Origin of the sequence: Pseudomonas sp. Irchel 3E13, from assembly GCF_900187455.1 — a bacterium.
Lineage (GTDB): Bacteria > Pseudomonadota > Gammaproteobacteria > Pseudomonadales > Pseudomonadaceae > Aquipseudomonas.
The window spans coordinates 128082-144772 of record NZ_FYDX01000014.1; the positions used below are offsets into that span (position 1 = coordinate 128082).

The window sequence follows — 16691 nt, forward strand, 5'->3', positions numbered from 1 at the left end:
ACACCTGTTGTTGGGGCGGGGCTTTTTTGCCCACCCCGCTTTGGCGCTGGTCGCAAACGCCACTCGGGGGATGGCTACTCTGGAGATACAAAATGACTGATTTCACTCTGAACGCCCAAGCGCGTACCGACCTGGGGAAAGGTGCGAGCCGCCGCCTGCGTCGTCTCGCCGCCCAAGTTCCTGCCGTTGTATACGGTGGCGACAAAGCGCCTGCATCGATCGTAATGCTGGCTAAAGAAGTGGCCAAGCTGTTCGAAAACGAAGCTGCCTACAGCCACGTTATCGAGCTGAACATCGACGGCGTTAAAGAAAACGTCGTGGTCAAGGCCATGCAACGTCACCCAGCCAAGCAGTTCATCCTGCACGCCGACTTCGTTCGCGTTGTTGCTGGCCAGAAACTGACCGCCAAAGTACCGGTTCACTTCATCAACGAAGAAGCCCCGGTCAAGAAAGGCGGCGAAATCTCCCACGTAGTGGCCGAGATCGAAGTTTCCTGCGAAGCCAAAGACCTGCCTGAGTTCATCGAAGTCGACCTGGCCAACGCCGAAATCGGCACCATCATTCACCTGTCGGACCTGAAAGCTCCGAAAGGCGTTGAGTTCCTGGCTCTGACCCACGGTGATGACAAGGCTGTTGCCAACGTCCACGCCCCGCGCGTAGCACCTGAAGCAGAAGGCGCTGCCGAGTAATCCACTCGGTACGCCGGTGTTGACCGGGTTGCGGTGCTGACACCGCAACCCCCAACTCCAAGGAAGAGCCCCTGACGTGACAGCCATCCAGTTGATCGTCGGCCTGGGAAACCCGGGCCCCGAATACGAACAGACCCGGCATAACGCAGGGGCTCTTTTCGTTGAACGCATTGCCAGCGCCCAGCGTGTCAATCTGACTGCTGACCGCAAGTATTTCGGCCTGACGGCAAAATTCAGCCATCAGGGCAACGATGTTCGTCTGTTGATCCCGACCACCTACATGAACCGCAGCGGCCAGTCCGTTGCTGCACTGGCCAATTTTTTCCGTATCGAGCCAGATGCCATCCTGGTGGCCCACGACGAACTCGACCTGCCTCCGGGCGTCGCCAAACTCAAGAAAGGCGGCGGCCACGGCGGGCACAACGGCCTGCGCGACATCATCGCGCAGCTCGGCAACAAGAATGACTTTCACCGTCTGCGGCTTGGCATTGGCCACCCGGGTGATGCCAAGCTGGTGTCCAACTTCGTCCTGGGCAAGGCGCCGCGCGCCGAGCAGGAGAAGCTGGACGCCAGTATCGATTTTGCCCTCGGCGTGCTGCCGGACATCCTCGCCGGTGACTGGACGCGTGCGATGAGAGAGCTGCACAGCCAGAAGGCCTGACTTCACGAAGAGGGATTCACCATGGGATTCAATTGCGGCATCGTCGGCCTGCCCAACGTCGGCAAGTCCACCCTGTTCAACGCCTTGACCAAATCCGGTATCGCGGCGGAGAACTTCCCCTTCTGCACCATCGAGCCGAACAGCGGCATCGTGCCAATGCCCGATGCGCGCCTGGACGCCCTGGCTGCGATCGTCAAACCGCAGCGCATCCTGCCGACCACCATGGAATTCGTCGACATCGCCGGCCTGGTGGCGGGCGCGTCCAAGGGTGAAGGCCTGGGCAACAAGTTCCTCGCCAACATCCGCGAAACCGATGCCATCGCCCACGTCGTGCGCTGCTTCGAAGACGAGAACGTGATCCACGTTTCCAATAGCGTCGACCCCAAGCGCGACATCGAGATCATCGACCTGGAACTGATCTTCGCCGACCTCGACAGCTGCGAGAAGCAACTGCAGAAAGTCACCCGCAACGCCAAGGGCGGTGACAAGGAAGCACTGGCGCAGAAAGCCATCCTGGAAAAACTCATCCCCCACTTCACCGAAGGCAAGCCTGCGCGCAGCCTGATGAAGACCATGGGCGAAGACGAGAAAGCCGTGATCCGTGGCTTCCACCTGCTGACCAGCAAGCCGGTGATGTACATCGCCAACGTTGCTGAAGACGGCTTCGAGAACAACCCGCACCTGGACGTAGTCCGTGCCATCGCCGAAGAAGAAGGCGCGGTCGTGGTGCCGGTGTGCAACAAGATCGAAGCGGAAATCGCCGAGCTGGACGAAGGCGAAGAGAAGGACATGTTCCTCGAGGCCCTGGGCCTGGAAGAGCCGGGCCTGAACCGCGTGATCCGCGCCGGTTACGGCCTGCTCAACCTGCAGACCTACTTCACCGCCGGCGTGCAGGAAGTTCGCGCCTGGACCGTGCGCATCGGCGCCACCGCCCCGCAAGCGGCCGGCGTGATCCACACCGACTTCGAGAAAGGCTTCATCCGCGCCGAAGTGGTCGCCTACGACGACTTCATCCAGTACAAGGGTGAAAGCGGCGCGAAGGAAGCCGGCAAATGGCGTCTGGAAGGCAAGGACTACATCGTCAAGGACGGTGACGTGATGCACTTCCGCTTCAACGTCTAAGCGCCACGCCCGCATCACCCAAAACCCCTTGAGGCCAACCGCCTCAAGGGGTTTTTCATTTCCAGTGCCCCGTCACCACGGCACCGGCAACGCGGGCGGCCCCTGCAACGACGGGAAATGCGGCAACACCTCCTCGGCCAGTTCCTGGATCACCTCCGCCGCGGGGCGTTGCGAGAACTGGATGCCCAGCGCCGCATGATTCACCCCCGCCGCCTGCCAGCGCTCCAGCAGGGCGATCAGGCCATTGCGCCCGGTGCGCAGGACGAAGCCGCCGCGCAGCGGCGTCGGTGGGTGGTCGGGGTCGTCCATCAGGTCCAGCCATTCATTGGTCATGTGCGGGCGAAAACCACCGTCCGGGATCCGCTCGCGCCACGCGCGGATCTTCTCGGCCAAATGCTGCGGCCCGCGCACGGTGTGGGTCGCGTCCGGGTAGGTCAGCCAGCCGTCGGCCTGCTCGGCGATCCAGTCCAGCGACTGGCCGGATGAACGGGTGACGATCAGCGGGACCGAGCCGGTAGCCGGCTTTGGCAGCAACTGTGCGACGCTGACGTGCCCCAGCGGCGAGTCCACCTCCAGCGCCCCCGCCGCCATGAGCTGACGGAAGTAACGCACCGACTGGGCGAAGCGCTCGCCGCGCCGGGCATGCTCCAGGCCATAGGCGGGAAATTCGATGGGCCGGTCACCCGAGGCGATACCCAGCACCAGTCGTCCACCGGACAACTGGTCGATGGTTGCGCTGGCCTTGGCCAGGTCGATCGGATGGCGCAGCGAGAAAATGATGCTGCCGGTGGCCAGCGCGACATTCCGCGTGCGGGCGGCGAGAAAGGCCAGGTAGGTGAACGGATCGAACACCTGCCCGGCGTCGCCGAAGTGCGGATCGAACAGCGGGATATCACGGACCCACACCGCGGCGAACCCGAGCCGGTCGATCGCGCTCACCCGTTCCGCCTGGCCGGCGAGGACGCTCATGTCGCCCTCGTAGAATCGCAGCGGCAGGAAGATCCCGAGGGTCAGGCGGTCCGGGGCGAACATGCGCCGATAGCCAGGATGGTCGTGGAACGCGGAATACGGGGCGCCTTTGAAGCGACTCATGTCCTCTCCCCCACTCATGCGCCGGTCGCCACGGCGGGCAGCGTCACGCCTTTCTGTACCGCCGGCCGCGCCGCGACGCGTTCATGCCAGGCGCTCAGGTGACGGTACTGGCTGAAATCGAAGTCGATGATCCGGGCGATATGGCTCCAGCCGAACTGGGCGATATCGGCGATGGAGTAGCGGTCGCCCGCCAGCCAGGGGTGCGCGGACAGGCGCTGATCGAGCACGGCGAAGGCATCGGCGGTCAGCCGCCGGAAACGCTCGATGGCGGCGGGCACCGGCTGCTCGGCGAACACTTCGAAATGAACACGCTGGCCCATGATCGGCCCGACGCTGGAGGCGTGAAACTGCAGCCACTTGATCGCCTCCCAGCGTCCTTGCAGGTCTCGCGGCAGCAGTTGCCCGGTCTTCTCGGCGAGGTACAACAGGATGGCGGCGGACTCGAACAACGTCACGCCGGTGTCGTCGTCGACCAGCACCGGGATGCGCCCGTGGGGATTGAGCGCCAGGAATTCCGGCAGGCGGTGCTCCCCGGCGTCGATGCGAATGTGGTGCAGGCGATACGGCAGGCCCAGTTCTTCCAGAGCGATGCTGGCCTTGAAACCATTGGGCGAGCTGTCGGAGTAGAGGTGGATCATCAACGGGCTCCTTGCGGGTGATGCCGACTTTCTCCTTGAGAAAGCCTGGCTAAACCAGAACAATCCGGCTCAGCCCATGGTCGCCTCGTCTGTGCCCAGACAGAAACGATTTGATCTTCACTCACTCTTTAGGTCAGCTAAACCTTGAATCCTGTCTTTCCACTGCTCGCACTGCGCGCGTTCGCCGAAGTCGGTCGCCACGGCAGCATCAAGCATGCGGCCGCCGCGTTGGGCGTCACCTCGGGGGCGGTGAGCCAGCAGATCCGTCACCTGGAAGAGCGTGTCGGCCTGCCGCTGTTCGTGCGCAGCCGTCTGCGCATGGAACTGACCGAGGCCGGTGCGCGGGTTTATCCAACGCTGCTGATGGCCTTCGACCAGATCGAACAGGCCCTGCACCTCCTCGAAGCCAGCCGCGCACGCCGCACCCTGACGATCAGCACCGTGCCCTCCTTTGCCGCCTCCTGGCTGGTGCCGCGGCTGGGGCGCTTCAATGCTCGTCATGCGGATATCGAAGTCCGCGTCGAAGCGTCGGCGGGGTTGGTGGATCTTCAGCGTGACCGAGTCGATGTCGCCATCCGTCATGGCCTCGGCGACTATGCCGGGCTGCTGTCGGAGCACCTGATGGCCCCGGTGCTGTTGCCGGTCGCCAGCCCAGCGTTGCTGGCGTCGGGACCGCCGCTGCGGGAGCCGGCCGACTGCCTCGACTATCCGCTGCTTCAGGATTCCGACCGCGCCGACTGGGCGCTGTGGCTCGCGGCACATGGCGCGGCCGAAGACCCACGAGCCGAGCGCGGCACCGCGTTCGACGATGATTATTTGCTGATTCGCGCCGCAGTCGCCGGACAAGGACTGGCGCTGGTGCCGCAGGAATATGCGCGGGAGGAAATTGCCGAAGGCCGCCTCGCGCTGGCGCTGGATAAACCCTGGCCGGCGCGCTTCGCGTATTACCTGGTGATGCTGCCCGAGGCCGGGCAGCGGCAGGAAGTGGCGGCGTTCGTGGCGTGGATCCGGGAAGAGGCACACGCTGCGCACTGACCCGGAAACGCCTTGAGCAACGACCGTCATGCGCCGTTTGTTCAAGCGCGGCCAAGGCCCCCTGGCCGAAACTCGCGGCTCCACTTTTCAAGGAGCAGCGAGATGCGCAGCCTGTACGGTCCAGTGTTTTTCTTCGGTTTCATCGGCGCCGGCGTGTACCTCGTCACACGCGGCGCGAGCCCCGGCTGGCTGCTATTGTTGCTGGTGGCGGCGATAGCCGTGAGCGCACTGTGCGAGCAGCTATGGCCGTATCGCCCGCACTGGAACACACCGCAGAACGACAGCCGCCGGGACGCCATTCACGCCGCCGTCAATGAAAGCCTCAACGTGATGAGCATCGCGGCCATTCCACTGATCGCCATGCTGCTGCCCGATGTCGGGATCTGGCCGAGTCACTGGCCGGTCGGTGGGCAATTGCTGCTGGCGCTGCCGATCGCCGACCTGGGAATCACCCTGGTGCACTACGCCAGCCACCGTTGCGCGCCGTTGTGGCGGTTGCATGCGGTGCATCACAGCGTCACCCGGCTCTATGGTTTCAATGGCCTGATGAAGCATCCGTTGCACCAGTTGCTCGAAGCGCTGGGCGGAACCTTGCCCCTGCTGCTGTGCGGGTTGCCGCAAGAGGTGACGGCGCTGCTGGCGTTCAGCATTTCCATCCAGTTGCTGCTGCAACACAGCAATGTTGACATGCGCATCGGCGCGCTGCGCCATGTGTTCGCCTGGGCGCCCGTGCACCGCCTGCATCACTTGAAGTACGGGACCAACGGCGATGTGAACTTCGCGCTGTTCTTCAGCGTGTGGGATCGCCTGCTGGGCACCGCCCTGCATTTGCCGGGTTACCCGCTGGCCAACGATGACCTGGGAATCGGCGACCATCCCGACTACCCGGTGGCCTACGGGGCGCAACTGCGCCAGCCGTTCACCGGCGCCCAGGCGACGCATCCGCCCGCACCCTTGCCCGCCGGTCTGCGCGATGCACTAGCCGATCACGTGCAGGCGTAGATGGCGCACGCTGTGGTCGGCGCGAATGCCGAAGTGGCGGCGGACACAGCGCGACAAATGCGCGGAATCGGAGAAACCGGCAGTCGCCGCCGCCGTGGTCAGGCTGCTGCCCGACAAGGCGAGCTGCAAGGCGAAACGCAAGCGCTGCCACAACACCAGCCGGCGCACGGACGCGCCCAGTTGCCCGCTGAACAACCGCTCCAGTTGACTGATGGAAAGCGCCGCCTCGTTGGCCAACACCGAGGCCGGCAACGTATCGGCGTCGAGCAGGCGAATGCGCTGCAACGCTTTCGATAACCGGGGCTGCAAGGGACGGCGGGGACGGTTGTTCAGCATTTCGATCAACTGACCGGGGTCGGCCCCGGCCTGTTCGCAAGCGTACCGCAGTGCCGGCAACTCGAACGCCAGCGGCTCGGCGAACAGGCTGATCAGCGGTTGCTCGGTGAGGATCGCGTGCTGTCGGCCCGACTCGATCGGCACCACGGCGCCGCGTTCGAGCGTGCCGTCGACCAGCGCCTCGACGCTGCCTTCACAAGCGATCAGCACCTGATGGGGATAGTGCGCGTGGTAATCGGTGTGGCCTGCCCGGCCGGCGATCAGGCAGTAGTCGGTTGCCAGCCAGAGGTCGCCTTGCCAGCGCGGGTCCGGTTGCTGCTGTTGCACGGGTTCCTCCGAGGTTTTTTACGAAAAGTCGCCAAACAGCGGCGCGCCCTTCTTATTCAAAAACGGCATTTACTTCGCCGTTTTTATTCTTTCACCCCTCAGTACCATTCGTTCATAGTCCGCCCACTGTCGACACCAAACTGACAGGGCGCACCGTCACGAAAGGACGCCGAGATCGAATCGCTGGCCGAACACCTTACACAGGGGCAAGGCAGCAGCTTCTTTTGCGTGAAAGACATGACTGCTTCAAGCGCGGAAAATCGGGAACGAATCGGGCAACTGTTCAAACTCAATTACCAGTGGCTATGCGCGCGCGTCCGTGCGCGCATGGACTGCCCACACAACGCGGAAGACATCGCCGCGGAAACCTTCGCCCGGGTACTGACCATGCCCGATCCAGCCGCCTTTCGCGAGCCTCGGGCATTGTTGAGCACCATCGCCCAGCGGCTGATCTATGAAGGCTGGCGGCGTCGCGACCTGTCGCGCGCCTATCTCCAGGCCATGCAAAACATCCCCGAAGTCTTTCATCCCTCGCCGGAAGAACAAATGATGCTGATTGAAAGCCTGATGGCAATCGACCAGTTGCTCGACGGGCTTAACCGCCAGGCCAAAGCGGTGTTCATCCTCAACCAGATCGAGGGCCTGCCGTATTCGAAGATCTGTGAACGGCTGGGTATTTCCCTCGGCACCGTGCATGGCTACATGGCTCAGGCACTGCGTTGCTGTTACCACGTGTTCGAATCATGAAGACCGCACCTGACCGGGCACTGAAGGATCAGATCGCCGAAGAGGCCATCCTGTGGATGGTGCGTTTGCAGTCCGGCGAAGTCAGCCCGGGTGAGCACCAGGCGTTCGAAGCGTGGCGCGCTACCGACAGCCGCCACGCCGACGCCTTCAAGCGCATCCAGAACGGGCTCGATACCGCGCAAGGCTCGCCGCTGCGCGGACGTCCGAGTGCGCCGCTACTTCACGCCATCAACGCGCCGTCCGGGCGCCGCACGTTCCTGCGCAACAGCCTGGCACTCGGCGGCCTGGCCCTGTCGGTCGGCTTGCTGGGCCGAGCGGTACAGTGGTCCTCGTCCAATGACCTGCAAACCGGCACGGCCGAGCGCCGCAACTGGCAGTTGGCCGACGGCAGCCGCCTGCAACTCAATGCCCGCAGCCGGGTGTCCACCGCGTTCGTCGACAACCAGCGCCAGTTGCAACTGCACCAGGGCGAGCTGGTGCTCGATGTCGCCAAGGACGCTCACATACCGTTTGTCCTGCGCACGGCTCAAGGCGTGATCAGGAGCAACGGCGGGCGCCTGATGGTTCGCCAAAACCCCGATGCGACGCGCATTGCCACCCTCGACGGGCCGCTGCGCCTGATGCCCGAGCGCGGCGCGGTGGTCACCATCGAGTCGCGCCGCAGCGTGCTGTTCGACGACAGCACCATCGTCCATCAGCAGCCGATGATGAGAGGCGAAGCGGCCTGGCTGGATGGCTGGCTGGAAGCGCGTAACCAGCCTCTGGCCGAGGTCGTCGAGACGATCCGCAGCTATCGCCCCGGCATCGTCAGGCTCGACAGCAGCCTTGCCGACCTGACCGTCAGCGGCCTGTACCCACTGGACAACAGCGATCAATCCCTGGAGATGCTCGAACAGCAACTGCCCATCAGGGTGCGGCGCTTCAGCGCGTACTGGATCAGCATCGAGCGCGCCTGAGCCGGTTCTATCGATAAGCCAAAACGATCTAGGGCAAAAATGAAAATTCACTGAAGCAGTTGCTCATGGAGGATTACATCTCCGTGAATAGTGAAATTCGAAATGCCGAAACAGACCCGCAACTTCGCCCTTGCCCCCCTCGCCTATGCGCTGATGCTGAGCCTCGCGGCAGTGCCGGAAATCGCTGCTGCCGAAGACAGCGCCAAAGCCGATCAGCACCACGAGTACTTCGCCATCGATGCAGGCCCGCTCGCCGACACGCTGCTGACGATCTCTCACCAGACCCGCACCCCGATCTCCTTCGACCAGGCCTCGCTGGAAGGCTTGAACAGCCCGGCCATCCGCGGCGACCTCAGCCGCGACCAGGCCATCGAACGAGCCCTGCGCGACACCGGCCTGCAGGCCAACTACACGCCCAGCGGCGCCATCGTCATCAGCCTGGCCGGGGCGAAGCGTGCGGCGGCGCAACCGGTCAAAGCCCCCCGGGCGCACAGTTCGTCGCCGGCGGCGCAATCCGATACGACGCTGGCCACCGTGGTGACGCTCGGCACCCGGCGCCAGGACGTCACGGCCCTGAAAAGCCTGGCCCCCGTGGAACTGATCTCCCCCGAGCAAATCCAGAACACGGGTGCCGTCACGCTCAACCAGGCCCTTACCCAACTGGTGCCGTCGTTCAACTTTCCGCAGGGCCAGAACGCCTCCAAAGGCACCAGCGCGGTGCGCGCCGCCTCACTGCGCGGGCTGAGCCCCGCCTACACGCTGATCCTCGTCAACGGCAAACGCCGCAACCCCACCGGGCGCCTGTCAGGCGTCGATCCGTGGGGCGCCGATCAACTGGTGGAGCTGAACAACATTCCCATCAGCGCCATCGAGCGGGTGGAAGTCCTGCGTGATGGTGCATCGGCCCAGTACGGCTCGGATGCCATCGCCGGCGTGCTCAATATCGTGCTCAAGGAGCGCGACAGCGGCGGCGCCCTGCAGAGCCGCTACGGCCAGTACAAAAAGGGCGACGGCGAAACCCGCAACGCCAGCGGCTGGTGGGGCACCAGCCTGCCGGGCGACGGCTTCCTCACCCTCAGCGCCGATGGCCTGAGCAACAACCCGGTGGACCGCAGCGGCGTCGACCACCAGTACGTCAACGCCGGCCCGGCAGGCGACCTGAGAACTGGGCGCTGGGGCCAAGGCGGACGCGAACAGGGCTCGCTGCTGGCCAACGCCGAGTTGGGGCTGAACGACCAGGCCAGGCTCTACACCACGCTCAACTACGGCTACTCGAACAACATCAACGATGTGAACCCCAACTACTCGAGCTCGCGAGACAACATCAAGGCGATCTACCCCAACGGCTTTCAGCCGCGGGTGTCGGAAAAGCGCTATGACCAGTCAGCGGTCGCCGGCCTGAAATACACGGACGACCTGCTCGGCAACTTCGACCTGTCGGTGTCCTACGGCAAGAACGAGGTCAAGGGCTACCTGGAAAACAGCCTCAGCCCGAGTTACGGCCTGGCCTCGGCGACGCACTTCTACCGCGGCGCCAGCGAGAGCAAGACCACCAACCTGGCGCTCGACTGGGACCACGACCTGGACTTCAGTTGGGCACCGTCGCCCTGGACCCTGTCGGGCGGCGTCGCCTACCGGCATGAAAACTTCGCCATCAACGAGATCGGCGACGAGCAATCCTGGGACTACGGCGGCGGGCTGATCCCCGCGGGACAACTGGGTGCCGGGCAGCGCGCGCGGTTTGGCGCCGTGGACATCGCCGGCATCAACCCGGACGACCTCGGCAGCCTGTCGCGCAACGTCTACGGGCTCTACGCGGGCCTCGAAGGCCACCTGACCGAAAAGCTCGAACTGGGCACCGCCTTGCGTGCGGAAAACTATTCGGACTTTGGCGATACGGTCAACGGCAAGCTCTCGGCGCGCTACACCTTCACGCCTGAGTTCGCCGTGCGCTCCACCTTCAGCACCGGCTACCGGGCCCCGAGCCTGGGCCAACTGTCGACCCAGACCACCACCTACACCGGTAACTGGAGCTTCGACGGCGGCGCGGCCGCGCCAGGCCGCACCCGCCTGTTTCGCCCTGGCGACAGCGCCGTGTCGGCCTTCGGCGCCAAGGCGCTGGACGCGGTAAAAGCCAAGAACCTGTCGCTCGGATTCGTCTGGACCCCCACCGATCGCACGTCCCTGACCATCGATGCCTACCGCATCGACATCGACGGCAACATCCTCGCGACCTCGACGCTGCAAGACCCCGCCAACAACAGCTCCACCGCCGTGCGCGACATCCTCGCCCAGGCCGGCCTGAGCGCCTTTACCGGCGCCTCGTTCTACACCAACGGTTATGACACCAAGACCCGCGGCGTCGATGCCCAACTCAAGCATCGCCTGGACCTGCAGGAACTCGGCCGGCTGGATCTTGGCGCCGGTTTCAGTGTCACCGACACCAAGGTGAGCAACGTGAAGCAGGGCAGCGTGCCGACCCGCACGGGCACCACCCTGTTCACCCGCGATGTGCTGCTCAACCCGGAAAACGGCACACCGGAAAACAAGCTGATCCTGTCCAGCGACTACACCCTCGGCAAGTGGGGCGTGAACGTCCAGGCCACCCGGTTCGGTGAGTACACCTACAACCACCCCACCCTCGCCAGCCAGGACCAGACCTTCAGCGCGCAATGGGTCGTGGACCTCGACGTGCGCTACCAGTTGACCCGCGAGCTGGGCCTGAACCTGGGCGCCAACAACCTCTTCGATACCTATCCCGAGAAGTACAAGTCGTTCAATCAGGTCAACGGCATCAACCGCTACGGCTTCATCGCCCCGGCCGGGGCGTCCGGCGCGTTCTATTACGTCGGCGTGAACTACCAGTTCTAAACGGGGAGCAGCAGCATGCATCGAGACATTCACAGCGCCCCGCCGCCGCAGCGTTTCTTTATCCAGTTGGCGAGGCTGAGCGGACACCGGGCCAGCCCGCGCGCGCTGGTGAAGACCGCGTGGTTCATCCCCTTTCTCGGCCTGATCGCGGTGTTGTTCGTCTGGCCGCTGATCATGCTGGTGGTGGGTGCGTTCCGCAGCAAGGCGCCGTTTCTGCCGGGCGAGTGGACGGTTGCCGCGTGGCGAGTGGCGTTCCACAACCCCGGCATGCTCGCGGCGGTCTGGGCTTCGGTGAAGATCGCGCTGGTCAGCACCGCCGCCTCGCTGCTGTTGGCCATCGGCCTGGCGTTTATCAGCGAGCGCACCGACTTGCGGGTCCGGCGCTGGATCATGCCGAGCATGCTGCTGGTGTTCGTCACGCCCGGGATCTTCTACGCCATCGCGTTCACCCAACTGGCCAACCCATGGACCGGCCTGCTCAACGACGCCCTGCGCCACGGGCTGGGTATCGACACGCCCTGGCTGAATATCCAAGGCTGGTGGGGCATTTACACCGTCCTGATCCTCAAGAAGGTGGCGCTGACCTACCTGTTTATCGCCGGGGCATTCCGGGCGCTGGACAGCTCGCATGACGAGGCGTCCTACCTGTCCGGCGCCGGGCCGTTGCGCACCTTCCTGAGCGTCAATCTGCCCAGCCTCGCGCCGGCGCTGACCAGCGTCGCCTTGCTCGGGATCATTGCCGGCCTCCAAGTGTTCGAACCGATCCTGATCCTCGGCGGCCCCGACAACATCGTGGTGATTGCCACCTTGCTGCTGAACCTGCTGGGCGGTGGCGCCGGCCCCGCCGACTATGCCCAGGCGAGCATCCTGTCGAGCCTGTTCGTCGCGTTCGTCGCGCTGATCTACATGGGGCAACTGCGGGTACTCGGCCGCAAGGGTTTCGTGTCGGTCAGCGGCAAGTTTTCCCGGGCCCGTCTGCTGCGCCTGCGCGGCCTGCGCGCCGTGATTTCCACGCTGGTCGTGCTGTTTCTGCTGGTGTCATTCATCTTGCCGCTGGGCGCCCTGGCGTTCTCTTCCATCCAGCCGTACCCCGGGGTCTACAGCGGCTTGTCGCTGGCCCGCTACGCCAGTGTTCTGGAACAGCCGCGAGTGATCGAAGCGATCCGGGTGACGCTGGTGCTGGGGGTGATCGTCGGCGCCGTGGTCATGACCCTCGCGTTCAGCGTCGCCACCCTGGCCCGGCAATTGGGCCGCCGCAGCCAGGCCGCGCTGCGCTTCGCCACCCTGATTCCCCTGGCGATGCCCGGCGTGGTCACCACCGTGGCGATTTCGTGGGCCTGGCTGAGCATCCCGGCGTTCGCCCAGTTGTACGGTTCCATCTGGCTGGTGGCCCTGGCGCTGATCGTCACCGCCATGCCCTTCGCCAGCCAGATCGCACTGTCGGCAACCTCGCAGATTGCCCCGTCGTTGTCCGAGGCCGCGCGCATGAGCGGCGCCGGGCCCGTGCAGACATTCTTCGAGATCGTCCTGGCGCTCGCCGCGCCCAGCTTCATTGCCGGCTGGTTCATGAGCGCGCTGATGGTCTCCGGCAACCTGGAAGTGCCGCTGCTGCTCAAGTCCCCCGGCGTGAACACGCTGGCGGTCATCACCTACAACCTGCAAAGCGCCGGCGACTACAGCATGGCCGCCGCCCTGCTGATGGTGCTGATGGCGTTTTCGGTCGCGCTCTGGGGCGCGAGCCTTTTGACCCTGTGGGCCTTTCGCCGCGCACGTCACCTCAACAATCACCGCAACAAGCAACGTGCCCTCGGTCTGACCGCCGGCACCTCGGGAGGCTTTTGAACATGAGCAGCGTGACCCTCAACCATGTACGCAAAGCCTTCGACGGGCGCGTCAATGCCATAGAACACCTCGACCTGCACATCGAGGACGGCGAGTTCTTCGTCCTGCTCGGCCCCAGCGGCTGTGGCAAAACCACCACGCTGCGCTGCATCGCCGGCCTGGAAGAACCCGACGCCGGGCAGATCCTGCTGGGTGATCGAACCGTGGCCGATACGCAACAGGGCCTGTTCGTCGCGCCGGAAAAACGCAACATCGGCATGGTGTTCCAGAACTACGCGCTGTGGCCGCACATGACGGTCAGGCAGAACGTCGCCTACCCGCTCAAGACCCGCACCCGCCTTGGCGATGAGCAACACCGCCAGGTCATCGAAGCGCTGCAACTGGTGGGCCTCGAAGGCTACGCCGACCGTTACCCGGCGGAGCTGTCGGGCGGCCAGCAGCAACGCGTGGCCCTGGCCAGGGCGCTGGTGGCCCGCCCGGCCCTGATGCTGTTCGACGAGCCGCTGTCGAACATGGATGCGCAATTGCGCATTCGCCTGCGCCAGGACTTGCGCCGCATTCATGACGAACTGGGCTACACCGCGGTGTACGTGACCCACGACCATGCCGAGGCCCTGGCGCTGGCTGACCGCATCGCGGTGATGAATGCCGGCAGGCTGGAGCAGATCGGCACGCCCAGCGAAATCTTTCTGACACCGCGCACTCATTTCGTCGCTGAATTCGTCGGCTTCGAAAACCTTCTGCGCGGTCATATCAGCAAGACCTCGGGCGAGCTGGCTCACGTTGCCCTCGCCGGCAGCGACTTGCAGCTTGTCTCCGGCAACCCCGCCGGCCTCGCCGCCGAAACGCCGGTGTGGCTGGCACTGCGGGCCGCGCAGATCGTCGCGGTGCCGCTGGACCATCCGGTGCCCGACAACGCCACCCTGCTGACCGGCATCCTCTCGCAGGTCACCTACGCCGGGGACCGCTACCTCGCCCAGGTCGTGGTCGAAGACCGGACGCTCGCCGTCACCCTGGCGCTGGATGTCTGGGGCACGTCAGCGCATACCCGCGAGTCGGTGTCCGGGCGCTCCGTGCATGTGCTGATCCAGCCCGGCGCCGCCGTGGTGATGCCGCGGGACGAACAGCCCGCGCACGACACCGCCGCCGCCACACCCGCCGAGCGGGAGGCCGCATGAAGCGCCTGCCTTACAGCCTGCGCCTGACGCTGGTGGTCGCCGCCCTGGCCGGGGTGTTCGCGCTGGGCACCCGGCAAGACGCATTCAGCGATGAGGAAGCGACCCAACGCACCCGCGAACTGACCGGCAGTGCCTCGCAACAGGCGGCGATGGAGTCGCTGTACCGCGAAGCGCTCAAGGCCGGCGAGCATCAGGTGGTGGTCTATCAGGCGGCCATGGACTACGAGTGGCAGCCGCTGTGGTCGAGGTTCGCCCAGGCCTTCCCCGGCATCCGGGTGACCTACATGCACCTGTCGCCGACCGCCGTGACCGACCGGCTCGACGTGGAGAAAGTCACCGGCGCGCACTACGGCGACCTGATCAGCCAACCGGTCAACGTGGTCATGGGCATCGCCGACCGCGGCTACCTGGAAGGCTGGCGTCCGCCGACCGCGGACGACCTGGATACGCGCTGGCACTACAAGGACCAGGTCTGGTTCACCTTCAACAAGGTCTACGGCCTTGGCTACAACACCCAGCGTGTTGGCGAGGAGTCGCTGCCGACCAACCTCGAACAACTGCTGGCCGACAAATGGCGCAACAGCTTCGAATACGGCGCGCCGGGCGGCGGCGCGGGCACCACCGACGTGGCCTTGCTGCAACTGCTGGTGCAGCAGCGTATCGGCGTCGAGCAACTGACCGCCCTGCGTGATCGCGGCGGTGCCGGCGGTGCCCAGGAAGCCGGCGTCATCAGCCTCGCGCAGGGGCGCCGCGCATTGAATCCATGGGCCTACCTGCCGCCGCTGATGCGACAGCAGCGGCTGGGCGTGCCCATCGCCATCGACTACCCGGCGGACTTCACCTTGCTGGTGCCGTTCGGCCAGGGGCTGGTGCGCCAGCCCGCCCACCCCAACGCCGCGCGCCTGCTGCTCACCTGGCTGATGACCCCCGACGCCCAGGCGCTGCTCGCCAGCGAGGCGTTCTCGCTGGGCAACATGCCGGACGCGCCACTGCCACCGGGCCTGCCCGCCCCGGCAGCGGAGCAGGCCCGGCACACCATGCTGAGCCCGCAGGAAACCGCGCGCGGCCTCAAAGAGTGGGTGCCCCGGCTACGGGCGCTCTGGCAACAAACCCTGTGAGCAACGATCAAGGAATTTCACATGCCTGAACCGAAGATTGACCTGCACAGCCACTGGTTTTCCCCCACCGTCACCCGCCTGCTGAGCGAGCGCCGCCAGGGTGTCCGAATCGAACGCGCAAGCTCCGGGCCGGTGGCCCTGGTGCGCGGCGTCGACGATGCCCTGCCTGCACGCTTCGACCTGGGACCGCAATGGTTCGACCTCGACCTGCGCCTCGAACACCTGGCCTCGGCGGGCATCGTTCACCAGCTCATCTCGTGGCCCACCACCCTGGGCGTCGACCCGCTTTCCGCGCCCGGCGAAGCCCTTGAACTGTGGCAGGCCTACAACAAGGACCTGGGCCAGTTGGTGCGCGAGCATCCCGCCCGTTTCTCCGCCGTGGCCGCGCTGTCCACCTCGGACATCGGCTGGTCCGTCGACGAGTTGGCCCGCGCCCATGAGCAGTGGGGCCTGATCGGCGCCGTGCTGCCGGTGAACGTGTTCGCCTCCAGCGAAGCGGCGGCGCACATCCGGCCACTGCTGGTCGAAGCGCAAAAACACCGCTCGCACCTCTACCTGCATACCGGCAATGGCCACGCCAGCATCAGCGGCCAGCCGCCCGCGCCTGACGCCCGGGATATCGCGGCCGTCCGTTCGGCGGTCGCCACCGCCAGCGGATTCGCCAACGCGGTGTTCACGCTGCTGTTCACCGACCTGTTCGACGAGTTCCCGGACATCACCGTGCAGTTCGCCATGCTGGGCGGTTCCGGCACCTTCGCCAACCTGCTGGAGCAGTTCCTCGCCGCGCCGGAACGCTACGGCGCCACCGACCTCCGCAAGCGCCTGGCACGCCTGACGTTCGACACCGGCGCCGCCGGCCGCGGCACTGAAGCCATCACCCATGTAGCCCGCGTGCTGGGCCACGAGCACATCGTGTTCGGCACCGACTACGCGCCGTTCGCCGACACCCGCGAGGTGATCGAAAACATCCGGCGGACCCCGCTGGATGCCGCCGCGCAACGCGACATCTTTTTCCACAACCCTGCCCGGCTGCTGCGCAGCAAAGGCGTGAACCTGACTGACCTGACCTGATCGAGA

The 16691-nt window shown here is 65.2% G+C and carries 15 protein-coding genes; 12 read left to right on the forward strand and 3 right to left on the reverse strand.

The features are described from left to right. The first annotated feature begins 92 nt into the window (after positions 1-92). The 3 genes from CKW37_RS23695 to ychF all read left to right on the forward strand — a co-directional run bounded on the left by CKW37_RS23695 (position 93) and on the right by ychF (position 2472). On the forward strand, positions 93-689 hold the full coding sequence (locus tag CKW37_RS23695) for a 50S ribosomal protein L25/general stress protein Ctc (protein WP_095158652.1): 597 nt from the start codon (positions 93-95) through the stop codon (positions 687-689). A 76-nt stretch (positions 690-765) separates the two neighbouring features. Next, complete coding sequence (gene pth, locus CKW37_RS23700; RefSeq protein WP_095158653.1) at positions 766-1350, forward strand: aminoacyl-tRNA hydrolase; 585 nt, start codon at positions 766-768, stop codon at positions 1348-1350. A gap of 21 nt (positions 1351-1371) precedes the next feature. Then, positions 1372-2472 (forward strand): redox-regulated ATPase YchF, encoded by a 1101-nt coding sequence (gene ychF / locus CKW37_RS23705; protein ID WP_095158654.1) that lies wholly within the window; start codon positions 1372-1374, stop codon positions 2470-2472. Between the two features lie 72 nt (positions 2473-2544). Here ychF and CKW37_RS23710 read toward each other — a convergent pair whose 3' ends face one another. Together CKW37_RS23710 and CKW37_RS23715 are read right to left on the reverse strand one after the other, a co-directional pair. Next, positions 2545-3564, reverse strand: coding sequence for an LLM class oxidoreductase (locus tag CKW37_RS23710; RefSeq protein WP_218241357.1), 1020 nt, complete (start codon positions 3562-3564; stop codon positions 2545-2547). Between the two features lie 14 nt (positions 3565-3578). Continuing rightward, positions 3579-4202: a glutathione S-transferase family protein gene (locus tag CKW37_RS23715; protein WP_095158655.1), complete on the reverse strand. Its 624-nt coding sequence runs from the start codon at positions 4200-4202 to the stop codon at positions 3579-3581. Positions 4203-4346: 144 nt separating this feature from the next. Between CKW37_RS23715 and gcvA the strand changes: the two genes are divergently transcribed. Beyond that, entirely contained in the window at positions 4347-5237 is an 891-nt protein-coding gene (gene gcvA, locus CKW37_RS23720; RefSeq protein ID WP_095158656.1) for a transcriptional regulator GcvA, read from the forward strand. 102 nt (positions 5238-5339) lie between these two features. Next, positions 5340-6239: a sterol desaturase family protein gene (locus CKW37_RS23725; protein WP_095158657.1), complete on the forward strand. Its 900-nt coding sequence runs from the start codon at positions 5340-5342 to the stop codon at positions 6237-6239. Here the strand turns inward: CKW37_RS23725 and CKW37_RS23730 are convergent. Further along, positions 6216-6902, reverse strand: coding sequence for a helix-turn-helix domain-containing protein (locus CKW37_RS23730; RefSeq protein ID WP_095158658.1), 687 nt, complete (start codon positions 6900-6902; stop codon positions 6216-6218). The genes CKW37_RS23725 and CKW37_RS23730 overlap by 24 nt on opposite strands. A gap of 237 nt (positions 6903-7139) precedes the next feature. Here CKW37_RS23730 and CKW37_RS23735 point away from each other — a divergent pair, with 237 nt between their 5' ends. The 7 genes from CKW37_RS23735 (at position 7140) to CKW37_RS23765 (ending at position 16685) form a co-directional block, all read left to right on the forward strand. After that, on the forward strand, positions 7140-7649 hold the full coding sequence (locus tag CKW37_RS23735; protein WP_095158659.1) for a sigma-70 family RNA polymerase sigma factor: 510 nt from the start codon (positions 7140-7142) through the stop codon (positions 7647-7649). Continuing rightward, positions 7646-8605: a FecR family protein gene (locus tag CKW37_RS23740; RefSeq protein WP_095158660.1), complete on the forward strand. Its 960-nt coding sequence runs from the start codon at positions 7646-7648 to the stop codon at positions 8603-8605. Before CKW37_RS23735 ends, CKW37_RS23740 begins: the two co-directional genes overlap by 4 nt. 102 nt (positions 8606-8707) lie before the next feature. After that, positions 8708-11476, forward strand: coding sequence for a TonB-dependent receptor (locus CKW37_RS23745; RefSeq protein WP_095158661.1), 2769 nt, complete (start codon positions 8708-8710; stop codon positions 11474-11476). 15 nt (positions 11477-11491) lie between these two features. Continuing rightward, positions 11492-13318 carry an iron ABC transporter permease gene (locus CKW37_RS23750; RefSeq protein WP_095158662.1) on the forward strand — a complete coding sequence of 609 codons (1827 nt, stop codon included), beginning with the start codon at positions 11492-11494 and terminating at the stop codon, positions 13316-13318. Between the two features lie 2 nt (positions 13319-13320). Beyond that, complete coding sequence (locus CKW37_RS23755) at positions 13321-14496, forward strand: ABC transporter ATP-binding protein (RefSeq protein ID WP_095158663.1); 1176 nt, start codon at positions 13321-13323, stop codon at positions 14494-14496. After that, the gene (locus tag CKW37_RS23760; protein ID WP_095158664.1) at positions 14493-15614 is read left to right on the forward strand and encodes an ABC transporter substrate-binding protein; all 1122 of its coding nucleotides are present in this window, start codon (positions 14493-14495) and stop codon (positions 15612-15614) included. The genes CKW37_RS23755 and CKW37_RS23760 overlap by 4 nt, the downstream gene beginning before the upstream one ends. A 21-nt stretch (positions 15615-15635) precedes the next feature. Next, positions 15636-16685: an amidohydrolase family protein gene (locus tag CKW37_RS23765; RefSeq protein ID WP_095158665.1), complete on the forward strand. Its 1050-nt coding sequence runs from the start codon at positions 15636-15638 to the stop codon at positions 16683-16685. Positions 16686-16691: the final 6 nt, after the last annotated feature.

Coding starts and splice junctions, on each gene's coding strand:
- CKW37_RS23695 (WP_095158652.1), top strand. CDS start 93: ATGACTGATTTCACTCTGAACGCCCAAGCGCGTACCGACCTGGGGAAA.
- ychF (WP_095158654.1), top strand. CDS start 1,372: ATGGGATTCAATTGCGGCATCGTCGGCCTGCCCAACGTCGGCAAGTCC.
- CKW37_RS23710 (WP_218241357.1), bottom strand. CDS start 3,564: ATGAGTCGCTTCAAAGGCGCCCCGTATTCCGCGTTCCACGACCATCCT.
- CKW37_RS23715 (WP_095158655.1), bottom strand. CDS start 4,202: ATGATCCACCTCTACTCCGACAGCTCGCCCAATGGTTTCAAGGCCAGC.
- CKW37_RS23725 (WP_095158657.1), top strand. CDS start 5,340: ATGCGCAGCCTGTACGGTCCAGTGTTTTTCTTCGGTTTCATCGGCGCC.
- CKW37_RS23735 (WP_095158659.1), top strand. CDS start 7,140: ATGACTGCTTCAAGCGCGGAAAATCGGGAACGAATCGGGCAACTGTTC.
- CKW37_RS23740 (WP_095158660.1), top strand. CDS start 7,646: ATGAAGACCGCACCTGACCGGGCACTGAAGGATCAGATCGCCGAAGAG.
- CKW37_RS23745 (WP_095158661.1), top strand. CDS start 8,708: ATGCCGAAACAGACCCGCAACTTCGCCCTTGCCCCCCTCGCCTATGCG.
- CKW37_RS23750 (WP_095158662.1), top strand. CDS start 11,492: ATGCATCGAGACATTCACAGCGCCCCGCCGCCGCAGCGTTTCTTTATC.
- CKW37_RS23755 (WP_095158663.1), top strand. CDS start 13,321: ATGAGCAGCGTGACCCTCAACCATGTACGCAAAGCCTTCGACGGGCGC.
- CKW37_RS23760 (WP_095158664.1), top strand. CDS start 14,493: ATGAAGCGCCTGCCTTACAGCCTGCGCCTGACGCTGGTGGTCGCCGCC.
- CKW37_RS23765 (WP_095158665.1), top strand. CDS start 15,636: ATGCCTGAACCGAAGATTGACCTGCACAGCCACTGGTTTTCCCCCACC.